General features: G+C 71.8%; 17 protein-coding genes. 11 read left to right on the top strand and 6 right to left on the bottom strand.

Annotation, left to right across the window (positions count from 1 at the left end; genetic code table 11):
* Nucleotides 1-312 precede the first annotated feature (312 nt).
* Together AB0I04_RS01410 and AB0I04_RS01405 are read left to right on the top strand one after the other, a co-directional pair.
* Nucleotides 313-1,674, top strand: coding sequence for a hemolysin family protein (locus AB0I04_RS01410; protein WP_360877121.1), 1,362 nt, complete (start codon nucleotides 313-315; stop codon nucleotides 1,672-1,674).
* Nucleotides 1,662-2,678, top strand: coding sequence for a hemolysin family protein (locus tag AB0I04_RS01405; protein ID WP_360877118.1), 1,017 nt, complete (start codon nucleotides 1,662-1,664; stop codon nucleotides 2,676-2,678). Before AB0I04_RS01410 ends, AB0I04_RS01405 begins: the two co-directional genes overlap by 13 nt.
* Nucleotides 2,679-2,834: 156 nt before the next feature.
* Here AB0I04_RS01405 and AB0I04_RS01400 read toward each other — a convergent pair whose 3' ends face one another.
* From AB0I04_RS01400 to AB0I04_RS01390, 3 genes are read right to left on the bottom strand one after another with little or no spacing between them, the layout of a single operon-like run.
* Complete coding sequence (locus AB0I04_RS01400; RefSeq protein WP_360877115.1) at nucleotides 2,835-3,548, bottom strand: PIG-L family deacetylase; 714 nt, start codon at nucleotides 3,546-3,548, stop codon at nucleotides 2,835-2,837.
* 29 nt (nucleotides 3,549-3,577) lie between these two features.
* Complete coding sequence (locus tag AB0I04_RS01395) at nucleotides 3,578-4,345, bottom strand: class I SAM-dependent methyltransferase (RefSeq protein WP_360877112.1); 768 nt, start codon at nucleotides 4,343-4,345, stop codon at nucleotides 3,578-3,580.
* A gap of 33 nt (nucleotides 4,346-4,378) precedes the next feature.
* The gene (locus AB0I04_RS01390) at nucleotides 4,379-5,605 is read right to left on the bottom strand and encodes an MraY family glycosyltransferase (RefSeq protein ID WP_360877109.1); all 1,227 of its coding nucleotides are present in this window, start codon (nucleotides 5,603-5,605) and stop codon (nucleotides 4,379-4,381) included.
* A 205-nt stretch (nucleotides 5,606-5,810) separates the two neighbouring features.
* Between AB0I04_RS01390 and AB0I04_RS01385 the strand changes: the two genes are divergently transcribed.
* Nucleotides 5,811-6,386: a hemerythrin domain-containing protein gene (locus AB0I04_RS01385; RefSeq protein WP_360877107.1), complete on the top strand. Its 576-nt coding sequence runs from the start codon at nucleotides 5,811-5,813 to the stop codon at nucleotides 6,384-6,386.
* Nucleotides 6,387-6,772: 386 nt separating this feature from the next.
* Here AB0I04_RS01385 and AB0I04_RS01380 read toward each other — a convergent pair whose 3' ends face one another.
* Complete coding sequence (locus AB0I04_RS01380) at nucleotides 6,773-10,027, bottom strand: glycoside hydrolase family 2 TIM barrel-domain containing protein (protein ID WP_360877104.1); 3,255 nt, start codon at nucleotides 10,025-10,027, stop codon at nucleotides 6,773-6,775.
* 262 nt (nucleotides 10,028-10,289) lie between these two features.
* On the opposite strand from AB0I04_RS01380, the gene AB0I04_RS01375 reads away from it, so the two are divergent.
* The 4 genes from AB0I04_RS01375 to AB0I04_RS01360 all read left to right on the top strand — a co-directional run bounded on the left by AB0I04_RS01375 (nucleotide 10,290) and on the right by AB0I04_RS01360 (nucleotide 12,714).
* Nucleotides 10,290-10,670 (top strand): hypothetical protein, encoded by a 381-nt coding sequence (locus tag AB0I04_RS01375; RefSeq protein WP_360877101.1) that lies wholly within the window; start codon nucleotides 10,290-10,292, stop codon nucleotides 10,668-10,670.
* Nucleotides 10,671-10,857: 187 nt separating this feature from the next.
* Entirely contained in the window at nucleotides 10,858-11,019 is a 162-nt protein-coding gene (locus tag AB0I04_RS01370; protein WP_360877098.1) for a hypothetical protein, read from the top strand.
* A 36-nt stretch (nucleotides 11,020-11,055) separates the two neighbouring features.
* Nucleotides 11,056-11,538 (top strand): cation:proton antiporter regulatory subunit, encoded by a 483-nt coding sequence (locus tag AB0I04_RS01365; RefSeq protein ID WP_360877095.1) that lies wholly within the window; start codon nucleotides 11,056-11,058, stop codon nucleotides 11,536-11,538.
* A 6-nt stretch (nucleotides 11,539-11,544) separates the two neighbouring features.
* Complete coding sequence (locus AB0I04_RS01360; protein ID WP_360877092.1) at nucleotides 11,545-12,714, top strand: cation:proton antiporter; 1,170 nt, start codon at nucleotides 11,545-11,547, stop codon at nucleotides 12,712-12,714.
* Nucleotides 12,715-12,753: 39 nt separating this feature from the next.
* Here the strand turns inward: AB0I04_RS01360 and AB0I04_RS01355 are convergent, their stop codons facing one another.
* Nucleotides 12,754-13,515 carry a pirin family protein gene (locus tag AB0I04_RS01355; RefSeq protein WP_360877089.1) on the bottom strand — a complete coding sequence of 254 codons (762 nt, stop codon included), beginning with the start codon at nucleotides 13,513-13,515 and terminating at the stop codon, nucleotides 12,754-12,756.
* Nucleotides 13,516-13,668: 153 nt separating this feature from the next.
* On the opposite strand from AB0I04_RS01355, the gene pgm reads away from it, so the two are divergent.
* Genes pgm through AB0I04_RS01335 form a run of 4 tightly spaced genes read left to right on the top strand, consistent with a single transcriptional unit; the run spans nucleotide 13,669 to nucleotide 19,044 of the window.
* On the top strand, nucleotides 13,669-15,318 hold the full coding sequence (gene pgm, locus AB0I04_RS01350) for a phosphoglucomutase (alpha-D-glucose-1,6-bisphosphate-dependent) (protein ID WP_360877087.1): 1,650 nt from the start codon (nucleotides 13,669-13,671) through the stop codon (nucleotides 15,316-15,318).
* A gap of 26 nt (nucleotides 15,319-15,344) precedes the next feature.
* The gene (locus AB0I04_RS01345; RefSeq protein ID WP_360877084.1) at nucleotides 15,345-15,596 is read left to right on the top strand and encodes an alpha-ketoglutarate-dependent dioxygenase AlkB; all 252 of its coding nucleotides are present in this window, start codon (nucleotides 15,345-15,347) and stop codon (nucleotides 15,594-15,596) included.
* 53 nt (nucleotides 15,597-15,649) lie between these two features.
* Nucleotides 15,650-18,523: a hypothetical protein gene (locus AB0I04_RS01340; protein WP_360877081.1), complete on the top strand. Its 2,874-nt coding sequence runs from the start codon at nucleotides 15,650-15,652 to the stop codon at nucleotides 18,521-18,523.
* Nucleotides 18,520-19,044: a hypothetical protein gene (locus AB0I04_RS01335; RefSeq protein ID WP_360877078.1), complete on the top strand. Its 525-nt coding sequence runs from the start codon at nucleotides 18,520-18,522 to the stop codon at nucleotides 19,042-19,044. The genes AB0I04_RS01340 and AB0I04_RS01335 overlap by 4 nt, the downstream gene beginning before the upstream one ends.
* Nucleotides 19,045-19,122: 78 nt before the next feature.
* Here AB0I04_RS01335 and AB0I04_RS01330 read toward each other — a convergent pair whose 3' ends face one another.
* Nucleotides 19,123-19,764: a pentapeptide repeat-containing protein gene (locus AB0I04_RS01330; RefSeq protein ID WP_360877075.1), complete on the bottom strand. Its 642-nt coding sequence runs from the start codon at nucleotides 19,762-19,764 to the stop codon at nucleotides 19,123-19,125.
* Between the last annotated feature and the right edge of the window lie 52 nt (nucleotides 19,765-19,816).

The raw sequence follows: 19,816 nt of genomic DNA, 5'->3' as shown, positions 1-19,816 counted from the left end.
TCCGTCACAACCGTGGCGATTTGATCGTTCAAATTGCCACCGCGCGAGAAGTCATGTCAAGCACATGTCACACACGTTTCCAGCTCGTTACATCGGCGTGTTGGGAGCGAGTCCTGGCTGCTCCGCGTCCCCCGGACAGGACGATGCCACTACGGAGCGCCTCCGGGAAGAGGCTTGAGGTTCCCTTGAGGTTGATCGCTTCGGGGGAACATCGGGGCGGACCCGGGTCGTTGGCGTATTGAGGAACGAACCGATGAGAGGGGATGTGGTGTCCGCGGCGTCGGACCCTTCCAGTCCGGGGGCACCACGGTGGTGAGCGCCCTGGCCGGCGTCGTCGCCATCCTGGCGCTGACGGCCGCGACCGGCTACTTCGTGGCCCAGGAGTTCGCCTTCGTCTCCGCCGACCGGGCCGCGCTCAGCGCGGAGGCCGAACACGGCGACAAGCGGGCCGGGCGGGCCCTGACCGTGATGAGCCGGCTCTCGTTCATGTTGTCCGGTGCCCAGCTGGGCATCACGGTCACCGCCCTGGTCGTCGGCTTCATCGCCGAGCCCGCCATGTCCGCGCTGATCGCCCCGGCGCTGGGGCGCCTGGGCCTGTCCGGCGGCGGGGCCGACGGTGTCGCGGTCGTCGCGGGGTTCCTGCTGGCGACCGTGATCCAGATGGTGCTCGGCGAGCTGCTGCCCAAGAACCTCTCCCTGGCCCGGGCCGAGCCGGTCGCCAAGGCCCTGGCCGCCTCGACGCTGGCCTACCTGGCCGTCGCCGGCCCGGTGATCCGGCTGTTCGACACCACCGCGGCCCGGCTGGTGCGGTTGTTCGGGGTCGAGCCGGTGGAGGAGCTGCACCACGGGGCGACCCTGGAGGAGCTCGGCGACATCATCGGCGAGTCCCGGCGCGCGGGCCACCTGCCGCCGGACCTGTCCGACCTGCTCCAGCGCGCGCTGACCTTCCGGGAGCGCACCGCGGCCGAGGTCATGGTGCCCCGCCCCGACGTCGTCGCCGTCCCGCGGACCACGACCGTGGCGGAGCTGACCGACCTCGTCGCCCGCGCCGGCCACACCGACTATCCGGTCTGGGGAGGCGACATCGACGACGTCGTCGGCGTCGTCGGCGTCCGCGAGCTCGCCGCCCTCGACGCCGCCGACGGCGACGACCGGACGGCGGAGACGATGATGCGCCCGGCGCTGCTCGTCCCGGACACACTCGAGGTCCACGAGGTGACGGCACGGATGCGGGAGGCCCGTCAGGAGTTCGCCGCCGTCGTCGACGAGTACGGCGGCCTGGCCGGGATCCTCACCTTCGAGGACATCGCCGAAGAGCTCGTGGGCGAGATCGCCGACGAGAACGACGCCGCGGAGGCGGACCCGACGCGCGGCGAGGGGGTCTGGGTGCTGAACGCCGCGACGCGGATCGCGCAGGTCCGCGACCTGACGGGGCTGGCGCTGCCCGCCGACGTCGCCTACGACAGCCTCAGCGGACTGGTCATGACCAACCTCCACCGGCTGCCGCGCGCCGGCGACCGGATCGAGGTCGAGCTCGACCCCGGGTACGGTCCGCCGGGACGCGCCGAGATCGAGGTCCTCGCGGTGCGCCGCCGCGTCGCCCGGACCGTACGGCTGCGGGCCCTTCCGCTCGCCACCGCCGCGCCCGACGGGGAGGTGTCGTGGACCCGCTGACCTCCGCGCTGGTCACACTCGCGCTGCTGGCCGGCAACGCCTTCTTCGTCGCCTCGGAGTTCGCCCTCGTCGCCGCGAAACGCCCCCGGCTCGAGCGGGCCGCCGCGCGCGGCGGTACGGCGGCGCGGGCGGCCGTCGCCGGGATCGACGAGCTGTCGCTGATGCTGGCGGGGGCGCAGCTGGGCATCACGATGTGCTCCCTGGGACTGGGCGTCGTCACCGAGCCGGCCTTCGAGTCCGTGCTCGACGCGCCGCTGGCGGCCATCGGCGTCCCCGAGGCGGCCGGGCACGCGGTGGCGTTCACGCTGGCGCTCGGCGTGGTGACCTTCCTGCACATGGTCGTCGGCGAGATGGCGCCGAAGTCCTGGGCGATCGCGCATCCCGAGCGCTCCGCCCTGGTCCTCGCGGTCCCGTTCCGCGGGTTCGCGCGGCTGGCGCGGCCCCTGCTGGCCGCCCTCAACGGGGTGACCAACGGCCTGCTCCGGCTCGTCGGCGTACGGCCGCGGGAGGCGGCGGAGGCGCCCGCCGACCCGCAACGGCTGTCCCACCTGATCGGCGAGTCGCGCCGGCTGGGGCTGATCGACCATGCCGAGCACGACCTGCTGGGCCGGGCCATCACCACCCGGCACGCGGGCATCGACCACCTGGTCGTTCCCGCCGAGCAGGTGACGGTGGTCCCCGCCGACGCCGCTCCCGAGGAGATCCGGCGGGCGTCCGCGGCGAGCGGCCACACCCGGCTGCTCGTACGGGACGGCAGGGCCGGGATCCTCGGCCTGCTGCACGTACGCGACGCCCTCCCCCGCGCGGCCACCGGCCGGGCCGCCGCGGACATGACCTATCCGCTGCCTACGCTGACGCCGGGCACCACCGTGCTGGCAGCCGTGAGCAGGCTGCGACGGGCGCGAGCCCAGCTCGCCCTCGTCGCGACCTCCGACGACCCGTTCCTCGGCATCGTCAGCCTCGACGATCTGCTCAGCGAGCTGCTCGCCGGCAATCCGCACTGAGCCGGACGCGGCCAAGGCCGCACCGGTCGGCGACGCGGTCGCCGGTCGCGCCCCGGAGCTCGCCGGCGTGGGCCGTGCCTCCGCAGGTTCCGGGAGGCAGGCGTCCTACGTGCCGACGCCGACGTTCCACGGACCCGCCGCGACGGGAGTGGGTCGTCAGCCCTTCCAGCGCAGGCAGTGGAACGCCTCGGCCAGCGGCTCGCCGCACTGCGCTCCGCGGATCGCGGCGAGCGCACGGAGCGCCTCCTCCGACCGTGTGTTCGGGTGCGTGCGCCACTGGCTCGTGTAGCGGCGGAGCCCCTCGATCTTGCGGTCGAGGTCGACCGGCTCGACGACGACGTGGAAGTTCCGGGGCGAGACCGTCTCGCCGCTCCAGCCGTCGGCCACCTCCTCGTACATGAGGATCAGGTCCGGCTGGTGACGGTCGCGCCGGGGGCCCGGTCGCAGCGCGGTGATCGCCGCGGCGGCGACGGCGCGGTGGTCCTGGTTGTAGCTGCTCAGCTCGGGAATCAGGACGACGGACGGACGGATCTCGGAGACGGCGAGCGGGCCGTCGCGCTCGATGAGGTCGACCAGACGCTGCTGGGGCAGCTGGTCGAGCCTGAGGTGGAACTCCTCGCCCGGCAGTGCCAGGTGGTGGCCGTCCAGGTTGATGTACTTCGCGACGTCATCGACCTCTCGCTCGCGTTCGACGCCGGTCGAGCGGCCGGTCCGCGAGAAGTCACGCGTGTCGCCCACGGTCACGAAGAGGACGAACACCTCGCCCCCGGCGCGTTTCACCCGGCTCATGAGCGCGCCGCAGCCCAGGAGCTCGTCATCGGGATGGGGTGCGACCACGAGGAGCCGCTGGTCCGCCCAGTCAATGGTCATGTGTCACTCGCTTTCCACCGGGGTCAGGATCATCTCGTCGCCATCACGGCGACCATTTCCTTCGACACGAGCATCTCGCCGCTCGCCGGGCAGTAGGACTTGAGCTCGTCGAGCGAGTAACCCTCACGTTCGGCGATCTCTTCGTAGAGGAGGGTCGAACAGAAATAGCGGAGAAACTCCTCCCGATCCGGGAAGGTGAGGACTGAGCTGAGGACTTCCGCCCGGATCCGGCCGAATATCTGCAGCGAGCGCGGCAGGAATTCCTTGACGATGCGCTCCGTACGCCGCAGCGTCTTCTCGTCGACCCGGCGACCGGTCACCCTCTCGTTGAACTCGTAGAGCTCCATGACGTTGCCCGGGGCGGGACCGACCATCACCAGCTCACCCCCGGCCACCAGTACCCGGTGCAGCTCGCGCAGCGTGAAGTCGGCGTCCCGGGCGTTGTAGATCGAGAAGTTCGCCGTGCACAGGTCGAAGGACCCGTCGGCGAACGGCAGCTTGTCGTCCATCGACCCGACGTGCAGGGCGAGGTTGCCCGCGTCCGGATGGCGCCCGCCCGCCCGCTCGATCAGTCCGCCGTCGCGGTCGATCCCGGTCACGGTGCCGTCCTCGCCGACGTGCCGCAGGAAGAGACCGAGGTGGTTGCCGTCCCCGCACCCGAGGTCGAGGACGTGGCGCGGCCGGCTCCGGGCGAGGAAGGCGTCGATCCAATCACCGATCTCGAAGTTCCCGAAGAGTTTGTGGGCGCGGATGCGGTTCGCGAGACGGTCTTGGGTCTCCTGGTAACTGATGTCCATTCTCGGCGTCACCTCGCTGGGAAAACGGATCGGTCAATGCTGTTCGAGCGCATTTTCCACCTGCTTTTTCGGCGCGTCGCGAACGACGCGGAGCTTCGGCGAGGTGCGGTCCGGATGAGCCGCCGCCTGCGAGTCCGCCGTCTCTGGAGCGGAGGCGGGCATCGGCACACCGGCCCGTGCGGCGTACACCGGGACGTTCAGCAGGAGCCCGATCAGCGCGGCGGCCCCGACGGCCGCCGCCGCGAGCATGGCGATCCCGGGCAACCGCGCGGTCGCCACGCCGACCCCGCACAGGCCCGCCGCGACCGCGACGGCGAACAGGGCCAGGCCGACCTGGCGGACGGTGAGCCCCATCGTCCGCAGCCGGTGGGACGCGTGATCGGTGCCGGCCGTGAAGCAGGACAGCCCGGCGCGGGGACGCGCGATCACCACCAGGCAGGTGTCGACGGTGGCCACGAACGTGAACAGGAAGAGCTCCGCCGGCCTCGCCGTAGGTCCGCCGGGCACCCGCACCATGACGGCGGCCGTCGCCAGGAGGAAGCCGATGAACAGCGAGCCGGCGTCGCCCATGAACATCCGCGCGGGCGCCCAGTTGTGCACGAGGAATCCCAGGCACGCCGCCGACAGCGACATCAGCAGCAGAGCCAGGTTGCTCTGGCCCTCCAGGTAGGCCGCCGCGGCGATGAGGCAGGCGCTGCCGACGGCGACCGCCGCCGCCACGCCGTCCATGTTGTCCAGGAGGTTGTAGGAGTTGGTGAGCACGACGATCCACGCCACCGTCACCACGGGGTCCAGCCAGTGCCCGAAGAGGCCGATGCGCCCCCCGGCCACGACCACCGCCGTGGCGGCGGCGCCCTCCACGACCAGCCGGAACGCCGGGTGGGTCGGCCGCAGATCGTCGAACAGGCCGACGAGGGCGACGACGACGCCGGCGAGGACGACGACCGTGATCCGCCGATCCCAGCCAGAGATCGCGACCGCGGCCGAGGCCAGCGTGCCGACGGCGATCGCGACGCCGCCGAGGTACGGGGTCGGTCGCGTGTGCGCCTTGCGCACGTCCGGCCAATCGATGAGGCCGTGCCGCAGGGCGTACCGGCCGAGCGCCACGCTCAGCACGTCGGCCAGCACGAGCGCCGCGAGGGCCGCGCCGGCCGCCCTCAGCCACGGCGGCACGGCCACCGGTCTTCTAGGACGTATCTCCTGGTGCGGGGCATGGCACGCCTTCCGGACTCCGACGACGGTCACGCGACGGGGCGTCACCGTCCGTGACCATTCTGGAGATCAGGCTAGAGATCGTTGATCAAAACCAGGGTCGTCCCACCGACATGATCGAAGAAAGTGGCCGCCCAGAAAGCCCCCCTTTTCCGGGTGGAGCGGCACCGATCGGACAAGCGTTTAAGCAGGTCAGCACCGGCAATGTCGCAATAGGCACATACGGGGAGACACCAGGGGGAAGGAACGCGCGATGACTCAGAGACCTGAGACGATGCCGGAGAAGGACGCGATCGACCTGCTCATCCACCAGCACCAGGAGATCCGCCGCCTCTTCGACGAGGTCGACAAGAGCAGAGGCCATGCCCGCGAGGAGGCGTTCGAGAAGCTCTGCCGCTTCCTGGCCGTGCACGAGACGGCGGAGGAGGAGGTCGTCCACCCATTGGCCCGCCGTGTCATCCCGGACGGCGACCGAATGATCGACGCCCTGCTGGAAGAGGAGAACGAGGGTAAGCGGGTCCTGCAGGCCCTGGAGAAGATGGGCACCTCGACGGCCGGCTTCGAACCGCTGTTCACCGAGTTCCGCAAGTCCGTCATCGACCACGCCGAGCACGAGGAACGCGAGGAGTTCACCCGGCTGCGGGAGATGGGCGGCCCGGAGTTGCGCGGCCTCGCCGCGGCGATCAAGGCCGCGGAGGCGGCGGCGCCCACCCACCCGCATCCGGGCATGGAGTCCGCCGCCAAGAACATCCTGATCGGCACGTTCGCCTCCGCCGCCGACCGGACGCGCGACGTGGTCCGCAAGGTGATCGGCCGCGACAAGAAGTGACGGCGCCGGCGCGGTCCACGACCGACGCGGGCCGGTCCGCGGCGCTCCACGACGTACGCGGGTGACGGTGCGTCGGCCACGGGGAGCGTGACCTCGCGGCGATCTTGTCGGTCCGGTGGTGGTGCACCCCGGATTCGGCAGAATGGGGGCGCTGAACGATTGTTTACCGTTTGCACTCTTGACGCTACAGTCTGTTACCGTCACAGTTGAAAGAGACCGCGCATTGCGGTCGATTCGGAATGCGATGGCGCATTTATCGTCAGTCGCACGACGCGGTCGCCTCCGGGCGGCCGGGTGCGACCGGCGTCCCCGGATCAGATGATTCCGGGTGGGCGATCGGGAGCCGATCCCGATCGCCCGTCACGGCAGATCCCGCTCCCCAGTGATCACGGGTCGTCCGCCGTGCCGATGACCTGGAGCTCCGCCACCTGGAGGAAACCCGTGGTGGTGCCGGGCGCCGGGCTCGTCAGGTCGAGCCGGACGCTCGGCGCGGTCACCGGGTCGAAGGTGATCGTCGTCGGCTGGTTCGACCCGTCCGCCCAGTCGATCTTCAGGTGGCGTACCGGGACGTCCCGCCCGTCTCGCCGGTAGGTGACGCCGATCGCGGCGGGCCGGGCACGCCCGGAGCCTGCGGTGAAGTACGCCTTGATCGTCCCGAACCGGTGGGGCTCCGGCCAGGACACCGAGATCCAGTCGGCGGGACGTGCCCTGCTGACCGACGGCAGCAGGGCCGTCGCCGCTTTGTCGTAGTAGTTCGACCAGCCGCCGGACGTCGTGACGCCGTCCAGCATCGCGGCGGGCACCGTGTCGGGGGCGCCCGAGTAGCTCGCGTCCGCGCTGGGGCTCAGCTCGGGAGCCGTCAGGTTCCGTGGGTCCCTGATGCTCCTCGGTGCCGCCACGTGCGTGGGCGCGGTGCCGGAGGCCGCGCGCGCCGGCGCGCCCGCCGTCCGGGCGGCGATCGCCTGAGGCACGGCCGTGACCTGGGCGACCTTCGCGGCGGCACGTGCCTGGATCGTCACCGACGCCGGACGCAGTCCGGGCGATGTCGCGGTGAGCGTCACCGGACCGGCGCGGTCGCCCGCCCGGACGATCGCCAGCGCCTTTCCGGCCCACGCCCGCCTGGTCGGGGCCTTGTAGTTCTCCGCGCTCTCCTGACGCCCGTTGTCCAGGCCCGCCAGGCTCCCTCCGGTGACCGCGAAGTGGATCGCGTTCTCGGCGCCCGGGACGACGACGCCCCGTGCGTCCACCACGTCGGCGGTGACGTACGACAGGGACCGGCCGTCCGCCGCGATGTCCTTCCGGTCCGGGGAGAGACGGACCGTGTACGGCGCCCCGGCGGTCCTCAGCTCGTCGGTCGCCACGACCCTGCCGCCGCTCCGCGCCACGGCGGTCAGCCGTCCGGGCGCGAAGGGAACGTCCCAGCTCAGATGAAGTTTGCCCGCGCTCCCGTCAGGGCTGGTGTAACTGCCCGGGTACGGCCCGGAGGTGACGTTCTTGTCGTCGTGGGTGGCCTCGGTCGTCTCGAGGTACGCCCTCCCGTCCGCCGTCGTCTTGTGGTCGAACTTCCGTACGCCCAGCGACCTGCCGTTCAGGAGCAGCTCGACCGTGTCGGCGTTGGAGTAGGCCCACACCTGCACCTGCTCGCCCGGCTTGTGGTCGGTCCAGTTCATCGGCAGCAGGTGGACCATCGGAGTGTCGGTCCACTGGCTCTTGAACAGGTAGTACATGTCCTTCGGGAAGCCCGCCGTGTCGACGGCACCGAAGAAGGAGGACTTGACCGGGAACACGTTGTACGGCGTGGGCTCGCCGATGTAGTCCATGCCGGACCACAGGAACTCACCGGCGAAGAAGCGCCGGTCGCGGTCCTTCTTCAGCCCGTACTCGCCGCTCATCGTCCAGGACGCGAGGTTGTTGTCGTACGACGAGGTGCCGCGCCGGCCCGGGGTGTAGTTCTCGCCCGTGTTGAGCTGGTCGGGGTCCTGGTAGACGCCGCGTGTCGAGGTCTCCGACGACGACTCGGACTCGAAGAAGAACTTCCCGGGGTACCGCGCGTGCAGCGCGTCCACCGACCCCGCCGTGTTGTAGTTCAGCCCGAGCCCGTCCAGCAGCCCGAGGATCTGGTCCTGCGCCGACCCGGGGGCCGGCACGCTGCGGTACTTGTCGGAGCCCATGACGATCGGGCGGCTGGTGTCGATCGACCGGATGTCCGCGATCAGCCGCTTGGCGATGGGCACGCCGACCGGCGACGTCGAGTCGGGGATCTCGTTGCCGATCGACCACAGGACGACCGCCGGGGAGTTCTTGGCGGCGTTCACCATCTCCGTGATGTCCGCGTCGCTGTCGGCGTCGAAGAAGCGCCCGTAGTCGTACTTGACCTTGGGCGTGCGCCAGGTGTCGAACGCCTCGACCATCATCACGATCCCGAGTTCCTCGCAGACCTGCACCATCTCCGGCGACGGCGGGTTGTGCGAGGTGCGGAACGCGTTGACGCCCATGCTCTTCATGAGCCTCATCTGGCGGTACAGCGTGTCCTTCGTGACGGCGGCGCCGAGCGCCCCGCCGTCGTGGTGCAGGTCGACGCCCTTCAGCTTGGTGTACCGGCCGTTGAGCGAGAAGCCGTGGTCGGGGTCGAAGCGGAACCACCGGATCCCGAAGCGGGTCGTCGTCGTGTCGACCGTACGGCCGGCGACGACCAGGTCGGTGCGCAGGGAGTACAGGTAGGGACGGTCGGTCGACCAGAGTGTCGGGTGCTCGACCCGGAGGTCCGCGACGGCGGTCGCCGGCCGGTCTCCCACGGCGAGGTCCGAGGTCGCCCGCGCCACCGTACGGCCCCGGGCGTCCTGGACACGGGAGACGACCGCGACCTGGGCGGTACCCCCGCCCTCGTCGGCGACGTCCGTCCGGACGTGCACGTTCGCGTACCCGGACCCGATGGTGTGCTCCAGGTCCGGCGTGGTGACGAAGACGCCGTGCCGCCCGACGTGCACCGGATCGGTCACGGTGAGGTGGACGTCCCGGTATATCCCGCTGCCGGAGTACCACCGGCTGCTCGGCAGCCGGTTCTGGACCTTCACCGCGACGACGTTCGGGGTGCTGCCGTCCGTGTGCACCGAACCGGTCAGGTCCGCGGCGAATCCGGTGTAGCCGTAGTGGTGGTTCGCGATCTGCCGGCCGTTCAGGTAGACGGTGGAGTCCATGTAGACGCCGTCGAAGTCGATGGAGATCCGCTTGCCGGCCATCGACGGTGGCAGGGTGAACGTCTTGCGGTACCAGCCGAGGCCGCCCTGCAGGAACCCGGTGCCGGCGTCGGTGCCACCGGTCGGTGTCGGGTCGCGTTCGATGCTCCAGTCATGGGGGAGTTCGACCTGACGCCACGAGGAGTCGTCGTACGCGGGGTCGGCGGCGTGGGCGTACGCGCCCGTCGGGTCGGTGATGCCCTCGGGGTTGGCGAGGGCGAATCTCCAGCCGGTGTCGAAGTCCAGGCTCCTGTCGCCGCCGGTCGCGGCCGCCGCCGCGGGCCCCGGCGGCGTGACGCTAGGCCGGGCCGACGCCGCGGTGAGCGGCAGGCCGGCCGTCGCGGCGCAGGTGGCGACGGCGATCAGCAGTCGAAGGGCGGCTCTTGCAGAGAGCTTCCTGGACATCCGGCTCCTCGAGGCTCGACCCCAGGCGGAGGCAGCCCCGGGATCACTTGTCCGAGATATCGAACAGCTTTCGGAATACGGCTGCTTGAGGATCCTCAGTCGGCACGACCACGTCAATGGCGGCGCGATGTCCGGTTTCGGACAGCCCCCTCCGCAGACGGAGGCGAGCGGCCCCCGTAAGGGTGATCTTCGCCCCGGGCGGCGGGGTGCCGGTAAGGTCAAGGTGAGGTATGTCGTCTCGACGGATGGGGGGAGGGCGGCCGTGTCCGGTGAGCGGATGCGCCGGTGGCTTCCGGCGATCTTCGTCTCACTGCTGCTGTTGCTCGGTTCCGGCCACGTCTTCGACGCCACCTCCGCTTCCTCTTCAGACGCCGTTCCCCTGACCTCCACGGTGGCGGCCGCGCCCGCCGCGGGCGTCGCCGGTGCCGCCGAGCACGGCCGGCACCAGCCTCGGCTCGGCGAGCACCGGCAGGCCGGCAAGGCGCCGCTCAGGGCGGCCGACCCGAAGGGCACGTCGATCTCGGCCGGGCGGCCCGTCTGGTGGCGAGGGCCGCACCGGGCCTCTTCCCGTAGGCCGTCGGCTGACCGGCCGGCGCGGGGCGGCCGGGCTCCCCCGGTCACCGTTCCCGCCACGTCGGCGTAACCGGACGGCCGCGAGAGCCGGTCGCCGGCGCGGATCCGGGTGTCCGCTCCCCGGAACACGGGCGCTCTCGCCGCGTGACGGCGCGCCCGTCTCCCGACCATGCCCCGTCCGCGGACTTCGGCGCGCCATCCCGCCGGTCCGCGGGCCGCCGGTGTCTCGCACCGGCGTCCTACGTGGAGAAACGACAGTGACCTACCTTCTCGTCGCCATCGCCGTCCTCGTCGCCGGCGGTGCGCTGCTGTTCGGTGCGATGTTCCGCCGTGACAACGCGCGTCTCGGCCTGCCGGCGCTGGCGGTGCTGATCGCCGCGAACGTTCTGGCGATGGTCCACGCGGCCTACGACCAGTGAGATCCCGTGACGCACGCCGAGCCTGAGAGGATTCTCGTGGAGATCGAACGCACCTCCCTGCCGGGTATCGGCCTGCAACACGTGTTCACGACGACCCGCGGCCGGCGCGTCGGGGTCGTGTCCCACCACAGCGGCCGCCGCGACGTGGTCGTCTTCGACCGGGACGACCCCGACAGCGCCGCCACGACGATCGCGCTGAGCGCGGCGGAGGCCGGCGCGGTCGCCGAGCTCCTCGGCACCGCGCGCGTCGTCGAACGGCTGACCGAACTGCACCGCCACGTCGAGGGCCTGGTCAGTGAGCAGGTGCCGATCACCGCCGGTTCGCCCTATGACGGGCGGCCGCTCGGCGACACTCGAGCCCGTACCCGGACCGGCGCGTCGATCGTGGCGGTCGTCCGCGGCGGCGACGTGATCGCCAGCCCGCGTCCGGACTTCGTCTTCCGGGCGGGCGACATCGTCCTGGTGGTCGGCACCGCCGACGGCACCGCTGCCGTCGCCGCGCTGCTGGGCACGGGGTAGCCGCCCATGCACTCGACCACCCAACTGATCGAACTGGGCGCCATCATCCTGGGCCTTGGGCTGCTCGGCGCGGTCGCGGTCCGGTTCTCCATCTCGCCGATCCCGTTGTACCTGCTGGCCGGGCTCGCGTTCGGATCCGGTGGCGTGCTCCCGCTGACGACCAGCGAGGAGTTCGTCTCGGTCGGCGCCGAGGTCGGCGTGATCCTCCTGCTGTTCACCCTCGGCCTGGAGTACACCGCCGACGAGCTGGTGACCACCCTGCGGACCTCCGCCCCTGTGGGACTGTCCGACCTGGTGCTGAACGCCACGCCCGGTGTCGCCGCCGCACTCCTGCTGGGCTGGGGTCCGGTGGCGGCGGTGGCGCTGGGCGGCATCACGTACGTCACGTCCTCCGGGATCACCGCGAAGGTGATGGGCGACCTGGGCCGGCTGGGGAACCGCGAGACGCCCAGCGTGCTGTCCGTGCTGGTCTTCGAGGACCTGGCGATGGCCGCGTACCTGCCGATCCTCACGGCGCTGCTCGCGGGGGCGGGGCTGCTCGGCGGCGGGCTCGCGCTGCTGGCCGCCGCGGTGACGATCAGCGCGATCCTGTTCGTCGCGCTGCGGCACGGCGAGATCGTGCAGCGTTTCGTCGCGAGCCCCAGCCGTGAGGTGCTCCTGCTGAAGGTGCTCGGGCTGACCGTCCTGGTCGCCGGGCTCGCCCAGCAACTGCAGGTGTCGGCCGCCGTGGGGGCGTTCCTCGTCGGCATCGCGCTGTCCGGGCCGCTCGCCCATGACGCCCGGCAGCTGCTCAGTCCGCTCCGCGACCTGTTCGCGGCGGTGTTCTTCGTGTTCTTCGGCCTGCACACCGATCCGGCGGACCTGCCGCCGGTCGCCGGAATCGCCGCCGCGCTGGCGGTCGCGGGTGTGGCCACGAAGCTCGCGACCGGGTGGGTGGCGGCCCGGCGGACGGGAGTGGGTCCGGCCGGGCGCCTGCGTGCCGGAACCGCGCTGGTCCCTCGCGGAGAGTTCAGCATCGTCGTCGCGGGCCTGGCGGTCGGCGCGGGGACGAATCCGCGCCTCGGGCCGCTCGCCGCGGCGTACGTGCTGATCCTCGCGGTCGCCGGGCCGCTGCTGGCCCGGAGCGCGGACTCCCTCTCCCGTGTCGCCATGGCAGGCGGCGGGCGCCGGGCCTGACCAACGGTGCCGGTGGGCGGCGCCGCCCACCGGCATCGATCACGCGGCGATCGTGGCGTGCATCTCCCAGACGAGGATCTCCGCCGGTTCGGTGGCCGTCACCCGCTGACCGCCCGTCGCGGTGAACCGCACCGCGTCGCCCTCGTTCAGCGCGCCCGCGCCTTCGAGGGTGACGTTGCCGCGCGGCACGAACAGGTGCAGGAACGGGGCTTCCGGCAGTTCGACGCTGTCGCCGGCCTGCAGCCGCGCCACGTGCAGCGCCGCGTACCTGTTCTTGATGCGGATGGCCGTCTCGCCCTCGTGGCGCTCCATCCCGGAGGCCACGGTCACGAGGCCGCCCCGCAGCAACTCGTCGTCGATCTCCAACTGCTCGTAGCCGGGGCGGATCCCAGCCTCGTCGGGCACCACCCACATCTGGACGAAGTGCACGGGCTCGGTCGGCTCGTCGCTGCCGACCGGTCCACGGTGGTCGTTCTTCTCCGAGTGCAGGATCCCGGTGCCGGCGCTCATGCGCTGCGCCAGGCCCGGGTAGATCACGCCGTTGTGCCCCTCGGAGTCCTGGTGGACCAGCGAGCCGCGGAGCACCCAGGTGACGATCTCCATGTCCTGGTGCGGATGCGTCTCGAAGCCGGTGCCGGGCTTGACCACGTCGTCGTTGTTGACGAGCAGGAGCCCGTGGTGGATGTTGTCCGGGTCCTGATGGTGGCCGAAGGAGAACGAGTGCTTTGAATCGAGCCACGAGATCTTCGTGGCCATGCGCTCGTCGGCCCGGCGGATGTCGACCGTGGGTCGCAGGTTCATGACGCCCTTCCCTAGTTGGTTGAAGCTTCAACCATCCTTCTTCGGCGATTGTTCCCGCCGGTCATCGCCAGGCCGCCTCGATTACGACACCGGCACTGGGACAGACTGGCGTCGTAGGAGTCGTCGACGGCCCGCGGGGTCAAGGAGTATCCGATGGTGCATGAGCGTGCGGGGCGGCCCGCGCAGCCGGAAGACCTGGTGGACGTCGCGCGCCTGGTGACGGCGTACTACGCCCTGCGGCCCGACCCCTCCCGGGTTGAGCAACGCGTGGCGTTCGGCACGTCGGGGCATCGCGGATCGGCATTGAACACCGCCTTCAACGAGGCGCACATCCTCGCCACCAGCCAGGCCATCTGCGAATACCGGACGCGTCAGGGGGTCGACGGGCCGCTGTTCCTGGGGATCGACACGCACGCCCTGTCGGAGCCCGCGCGCGTGTCGGCGCTGGAGGTGTTCGCCGCCAACGACGTACGCGTGCTGATCGACAGCCGGGACGGCTACACGCCGACGCCCGCCGTCTCGCACGCCATCCTGACCTACAACCGGGGCCGGACGACCGGTCTCGCGGACGGCGTCGTCGTGACGCCCTCGCACAACCCTCCGGCGGACGGCGGTTTCAAGTACAACCCGCCCAGCGGCGGCCCGGCCGACACCGACGCGACCTCCTGGATCCAGGACCGGGCGAACGCCCTCATCGCCGCCGATCTCAAGGAGGTCCGGCGCATCCCGTACGCCCGGGCGCTCGCGGCGGACACCACCGGCCGGTACGACTTCCTCGGCGCGTACGTGGACGACCTGCCCTCCGTCCTCGACCTCGACGCGATCCGGGGGGCCGGGGTCCGGATCGGCGCGGACCCGCTCGGCGGGGCGAGCGTGGCGTACTGGGGCGAGATCGCCGAACGTCATCGGCTCGACCTGACCGTCGTCAACCCGCACACCGACCCGACCTGGCGGTTCATGACGCTGGACTGGGACGGCAAGATCCGGATGGACTGCTCGTCGCCGTACGCGATGGCCTCGCTCATCGCCCGCAAGGACGAGTTCGCGGTCTCGACGGGCAACGACGCGGACGCCGACCGGCACGGCATCGTCACGCCGGACCGCGGGCTGATGAACCCCAACCACTTCCTCGCGGTAGCGATCTCCTACCTGTACGCCAACCGGCCGGAGTGGCCGGGCGACGCGGGGGTCGGCAAGACCCTCGTCAGCAGCAGCATGATCGACAGGGTGGCGGCCGGGCTGGGCCGTCGCCTGGTCGAGGTCCCGGTCGGGTTCAAGTGGTTCGTCCCCGGCCTGCTGGACGGCTCGCTCGGCTTCGGCGGCGAGGAGAGCGCGGGCGCCTCGTTCCTGCGGCGCGACGGCTCGGTGTGGACGACCGACAAGGACGGCATCATCCTTGCCCTGCTCGCGTCGGAGATCACCGCCGTCACCGGCCGCTCCCCCAGCGAGAACTACGCCGAACTCGTCGGGCGGTACGGCGACCCCGCCTACGCGCGCGTCGACGCGCCCGCGTCCCGGGAGGAGAAGGCGGTCCTCAAGAAGCTGTCCGCCGAGCAGATCACCGCCGACGCCCTCGCCGACGAGCCGATCACCACGGTGCTCACCGACGCCCCCGGCAACGGCGCCCCGCTCGGCGGCGTGAAGGTCTGCACCGAGAACTCCTGGTTCGCCGCCCGCCCATCCGGCACCGAGGACGTCTACAAGATCTACGCCGAGTCCTTCAAGGGACCGGACCACCTGGCGCGCGTCCAGGAGGAGGCCCGCGCCGTCGTCGACTCCGCTCTCTCCGACGCCCGCTCCTGACCCACCGGCGCCGGGTCCGGGAAGAGGTGCTCCCGGACCCGACCGGCAGGAACGCGCGGAATCGGGAGGATCCACCAGGCCAGAGGTTCACCGACCCTGACCGGGCGACGCGGATCCCCGTTCGGCTGGAGCCGGGCAGTCTGTGCGTGATGACCGGGCCGGCCCGGTACGCGTGGCGGCACGCGATCGCGGCGCGCAAGAGCGACCCGGGCCCGCACGGCCGGCTCCCCCGCTCCCGCCGGGTCTCGATCACGCTCCGGACCGTGCTGCCGTCCTGACCGCCCGAAAAACCGCGTTGGCCGGTGGGGCCGAGTCGGCCATGATTGCTCCGATGAAGATCCGGCTTGCGGGTGGCGTGGTGGCCTCGGACCTGTGCGTCTGGGTTCCGCGGTCGTCCGGCCCGGCCAGGGTGGTGGACGAGTCCGCGATGCCGCCCGGCGCGGCCGTCGCGCTGGGGCCGGCCGCGGCCACCGATGAAGAGGTCCGGTGCGCGGTCGCCGAGCTGACCCGCCTGGTGAAGGCCGGTGGTGTCGTCGCCGCGGGCGCGGGTGTCGACCTCGGGTCGGGGTTCCGTTCCGCGCGCCTGGCCGGGGCGCGCGGAGACCAGCGGGACGCGGTCCTGGCCGCGCTGCGGGTGCTGGGCGTGGAGGACACGCACAGGCTGGGTGACCGGGCCGGGTTCCTGGTGGCGCTGTTCGGACCCGCGGTGACCAAACGGGTCGGGGCCGCGGCGGAGGAGGCGATCCGTGAGGGCCGGTGGGCCGCCGTCCACCTGGCGTCGGCCGCCAGTGACGTCCTCGGCCCGGAGCAGGTGGAACGGGTCCTCGAACTACGGGCACCGGAAGGTGTCGATCTCACCCCGGCCGGCCCGCCCTCCGCGCTCGCGCAGCACCTCCGGCAGGTCCTCGAGCCGGTGACCCGGCCGCGCAGGCCGGCGCTGATCCTGGACCTGTGGGAGCGAGTACTCGAGCATCACGCCGGGCTGGCACGCCGGGAACGGCGGCTGGCCACCCAGAGCCGCCGCGACCGCGTCGACGACCTTCGCGCACGCCGCCGGCATGACGACGACGAGCTGATCCTCTGGCGGCTCAGAGCCTGGCTGGGCGATCAGGAACCGTCCCTCGCCGACGCGGCGCGGTGGGTGCCGCCCGACGACTACTGGTACGACCTGTTCGGCCGGCTTCTCCAGGACGCGCTCGCGGCGACGGCCCTGCTCCGTACGGCGGTGGCCGTCGCCGACCACGGCTTCGACGAGGGGCTGGCGCGCTCGGCGCCGGTCATCCGCGCGGCCCACGCCCAGCCCTACCGGGTCGAGGGCCGCACGCGTCCGGTGCCGGGCCTGGCCGGCCTCCCGGCCCGCCCCGGCGTGTACATCCGCGACATCGACCGAAGGCTGACCGGCGACCGGCCCCGCGACACGACACTCGAGGCGTACGTCAGGGCTCGGCTGGCGCGTGCCCGCGACTACGCCCTAGCGATCATCGAGACGGCCGAACGCCTCTTCGCGGAGTCCACGGCCTTCCGCCGCGAGACACTGCGCCCCTGGGCCAGGGCGGACCTACGGAGCTGGCGCGAAGGCGCCGGCTACGGCTCCGCCCGGCCGCCGGACGAATGGGGCGGCATCCCACCCTGGACGGGTCCCCTACTGGGCGACGAGGAGCAGCTGTTCCGGAGGCTCGCCGCTGCGCCGGAAGCATCCCCCGCCGACGTGGAGGTGGTCGGCGACCTGCTGTGGTACGCCGAACTGATCGACGCTCTGGCCGCGCTGTACGGGCACGACGCTGCGCGGGCCACGCCCGGCACCGGCGCTCCGTGGTTCGACCATGATCCGCCTCCGCCGGAGCCCGAGCCGTTGTCACCGCGGCTGGACTCCATCAGGCTGGCCGTCTCCAGTGCCGCGCAGCTCGTCGCCCTCGGCGGCACGCCGCCCAAAGGCGTCCGGACCTGGACCGACTTCACCACGGGCCTGATGGCCGCCACCGCGATCACGGAGGCTCTCACCGGTGAGTTCGCCGTCCCGGCGGCACTGGCGGCCCTGGACGGGACGATCGTGCCGGGCACCGGAGCCCGCTTCCGGGTGGCGAGGAACGCCCGCACGCTGGCCGAGTGGTCGGACTACATGGGGAACTGCATCGCCGGGCCGTACTACCGCGACAACGCGCAGGCCGGCTGGTGCGTCCTCGCGGGTCTGTACGACAAGGACGGGATCCTGCTCCTCAACGCCGAGCTGAGCCCGCGCCGGCCCGCCGTACGAGGATGGCAGGTCACGGAGATCGCGGCGAGGTTCAACGCGACTCCGGAGTGGACCCTGGAACGGCGATTCCGCGACTGGGTCGCCACGCTTCCCGGCGTGATCGCCGCAACGGCCGAGGAACCACAGGACGAGAGCCCGCCCGAGCCTTCCGGCCGGCGGCGCCCCCGGCCCCGCCTGGTCGAGGAGGTCGGACCGGCCCTCGAGACGCTCGCCGAACGGGCCTGGCGGGACGGGGTCGACGCGGAGGTGATCGGGGTGTTCGCCGCCCTCGCGCGGACCCCACCGGACGCCGCCCTCGTCCGGCTGCGGCGTATGGGACCGGATCAGCTGGCCGACGCCTGCCGACGCGCGCTGGACGACGGTGCCGTCGACCTCGATCGCCTGTGGGCCGCCACCGGGGTTCGCCCGCTCAGAACCGCGATCGAGTCCCCGGATCCGGCCTTGCGGCAGCACGTCGATCGGCTCGCGCCGTTGCTCGGTGACCCGCCCTTCCCCAAGTCGCTGCACAGGCTGGTCAAGCGGCCGGCGATCGCCGACGCCCACGCACTCGACCTGATGGCCCGCCGTACGCGCCGGGCGATCGGGCTCCTGGCGAGCCGGGACGACGCGGTGATCGCCCGCGCCGTCTCCCGCCGGGCGACCGAGCCGCTGCTCTGCGCCCTCACGGTCACGATCACCTGCCGCTCACCGGCGATCGCGCTCACCCCCGTCGCGCCGCCGCGTACCGTCACCGTGCCCGGCCACCCCGCCACCGACCTGTCCGACGAGAACGGCCCGTGGCAGCATGCCCTGCCCATCGCCCGTGAGCTGGGCGCCGACACCGAGGCGTTCTGGGACCGGATCGCCGAACACGGCCTGCGCGTGCCCGCCTCCTGGCTCGGCCCGGGCGGCTGGACGGCTCTTTGGTCGCGCGCGCGCCGGCCCGCACCTCGGCGCAGAATGGGGGAATGAGCGAGTCATCGACCGCGCACGGGGACAACACGACGCTGCCGGCGCTGCGGCGGCACTTCGAGGACCTTCGTGACGGCACCCACGGCGGCGTGGTGACGCGGGAGGAGAAGGAGGAACGGTTCGCCGACACGGTCGTGCTGCTCCGCCACTATGCCCGGCGGGTGCTGGAGGAGGTCGACCGGGACCTGCTGCGAGGCACGGGCGAGGTCGACGAGAGTGGGCTGACGCGGACGGAGGACGGCGGTCTGACCGCCTCCTGGACGCTGTCCTGGCCGGAGCAGCGCGCCGCAGGCGTCTCGCCGATCACCCTGGAGGCCCACTTCGAACGGAGCACCCACCATCCGCACCTGCGCGGCGCGACCGTGGGCGAGTGGCCCCTCAACGTCTTCGACGACAGGCAGGCCGCCGCCGAGGTGCCCACGCTGCGGGCGATCGCAGCCGCCGACCTGCACAACTTCGTCTTCCAGCGCGACTACCGGATCGTGCCCTCGATCACCCGGCAGGACGCGGCCGACGGCTGAGACTCACCTCACCGTGACGCCGCGCCTTCGACAGCTGGAGCTTCGCTTCACCGCGCCGGTCGTAGACGACGGCTGAGCTCACTTCACCGTGATGCCGAGTGACTCGGCGAGAGCGGGCGCGAGGTCGATGAGCTGCGCGGCGCTGATCGTGGCGCCCCGCAGGCACTCCGCGCCGCCGGACAGGCCGAGCTCGGCGCCGCGCAGGTCGACCTTCTCCAGCGTGACGCGCGAGAAGTCCACGCCGGTGAGCCGCGAGCCGGGGAAGGTGACGCGGCGAAGCCTGGCGCCGCCGAAGTCGACGTCGCGCAGGAGACAGTCGTCGAACCGCACGTCGGTCAGCCGGGCGTCGCGGAAGTTCAACGAATCGAGCTTGCAGCCCTGGAACACGACGCGCGACAGTTCGGCGCCGAACAGCGCGGGCCCGGCGAGCACGCCACCGAGGAAAGTCACGTCCTGCCAGCTGCTCTCGGCGAAGTCGGCGCCGACGATCCGGGTCTCCTGGAACCACGTGTCGATGAGCCGCGCCCGTCGGAACCGACCGCCTTCGAAGGTCGTCCGGGTGACCGCGCACTCGATGAAGCGAGCGCCGGAGACGTCGGCCTCCGGCACCGTCAGCCCGTCGACGTGGACGGTGTCGTACTCGTCCTCGTGCCAGGACCCGTCGTAGGCGGACAGGGCCTCGGCGTACGGCAGGTCGACGAGCTCCTGAGGCGGCGTCATCCGCACCACACTAGGGCCTGCCGTCGTCGATGGCGTCCAGGAGGGCGGGATC

The organism is Actinoallomurus sp. NPDC050550, assembly GCF_040655075.1.
Lineage (GTDB): Bacteria > Actinomycetota > Actinomycetes > Streptosporangiales > Streptosporangiaceae > Actinoallomurus.
This window is presented reverse-complemented; position numbering and strand designations above follow the sequence as displayed.

Coding starts and splice junctions, on each gene's coding strand:
- AB0I04_RS01395 (WP_360877112.1), bottom strand. CDS start 4,345: ATGGACATCAGTTACCAGGAGACCCAAGACCGTCTCGCGAACCGCATC.
- AB0I04_RS01335 (WP_360877078.1), top strand. CDS start 18,520: ATGAGCGAGTCATCGACCGCGCACGGGGACAACACGACGCTGCCGGCG.
- AB0I04_RS01355 (WP_360877089.1), bottom strand. CDS start 13,515: ATGAACCTGCGACCCACGGTCGACATCCGCCGGGCCGACGAGCGCATG.
- AB0I04_RS01385 (WP_360877107.1), top strand. CDS start 5,811: ATGACTCAGAGACCTGAGACGATGCCGGAGAAGGACGCGATCGACCTG.
- AB0I04_RS01360 (WP_360877092.1), top strand. CDS start 11,545: ATGCACTCGACCACCCAACTGATCGAACTGGGCGCCATCATCCTGGGC.
- AB0I04_RS01400 (WP_360877115.1), bottom strand. CDS start 3,548: ATGACCATTGACTGGGCGGACCAGCGGCTCCTCGTGGTCGCACCCCAT.
- AB0I04_RS01380 (WP_360877104.1), bottom strand. CDS start 10,027: ATGTCCAGGAAGCTCTCTGCAAGAGCCGCCCTTCGACTGCTGATCGCC.
- AB0I04_RS01340 (WP_360877081.1), top strand. CDS start 15,650: ATGAAGATCCGGCTTGCGGGTGGCGTGGTGGCCTCGGACCTGTGCGTC.
- AB0I04_RS01330 (WP_360877075.1), bottom strand. CDS start 19,764: ATGACGCCGCCTCAGGAGCTCGTCGACCTGCCGTACGCCGAGGCCCTG.
- pgm (WP_360877087.1), top strand. CDS start 13,669: ATGGTGCATGAGCGTGCGGGGCGGCCCGCGCAGCCGGAAGACCTGGTG.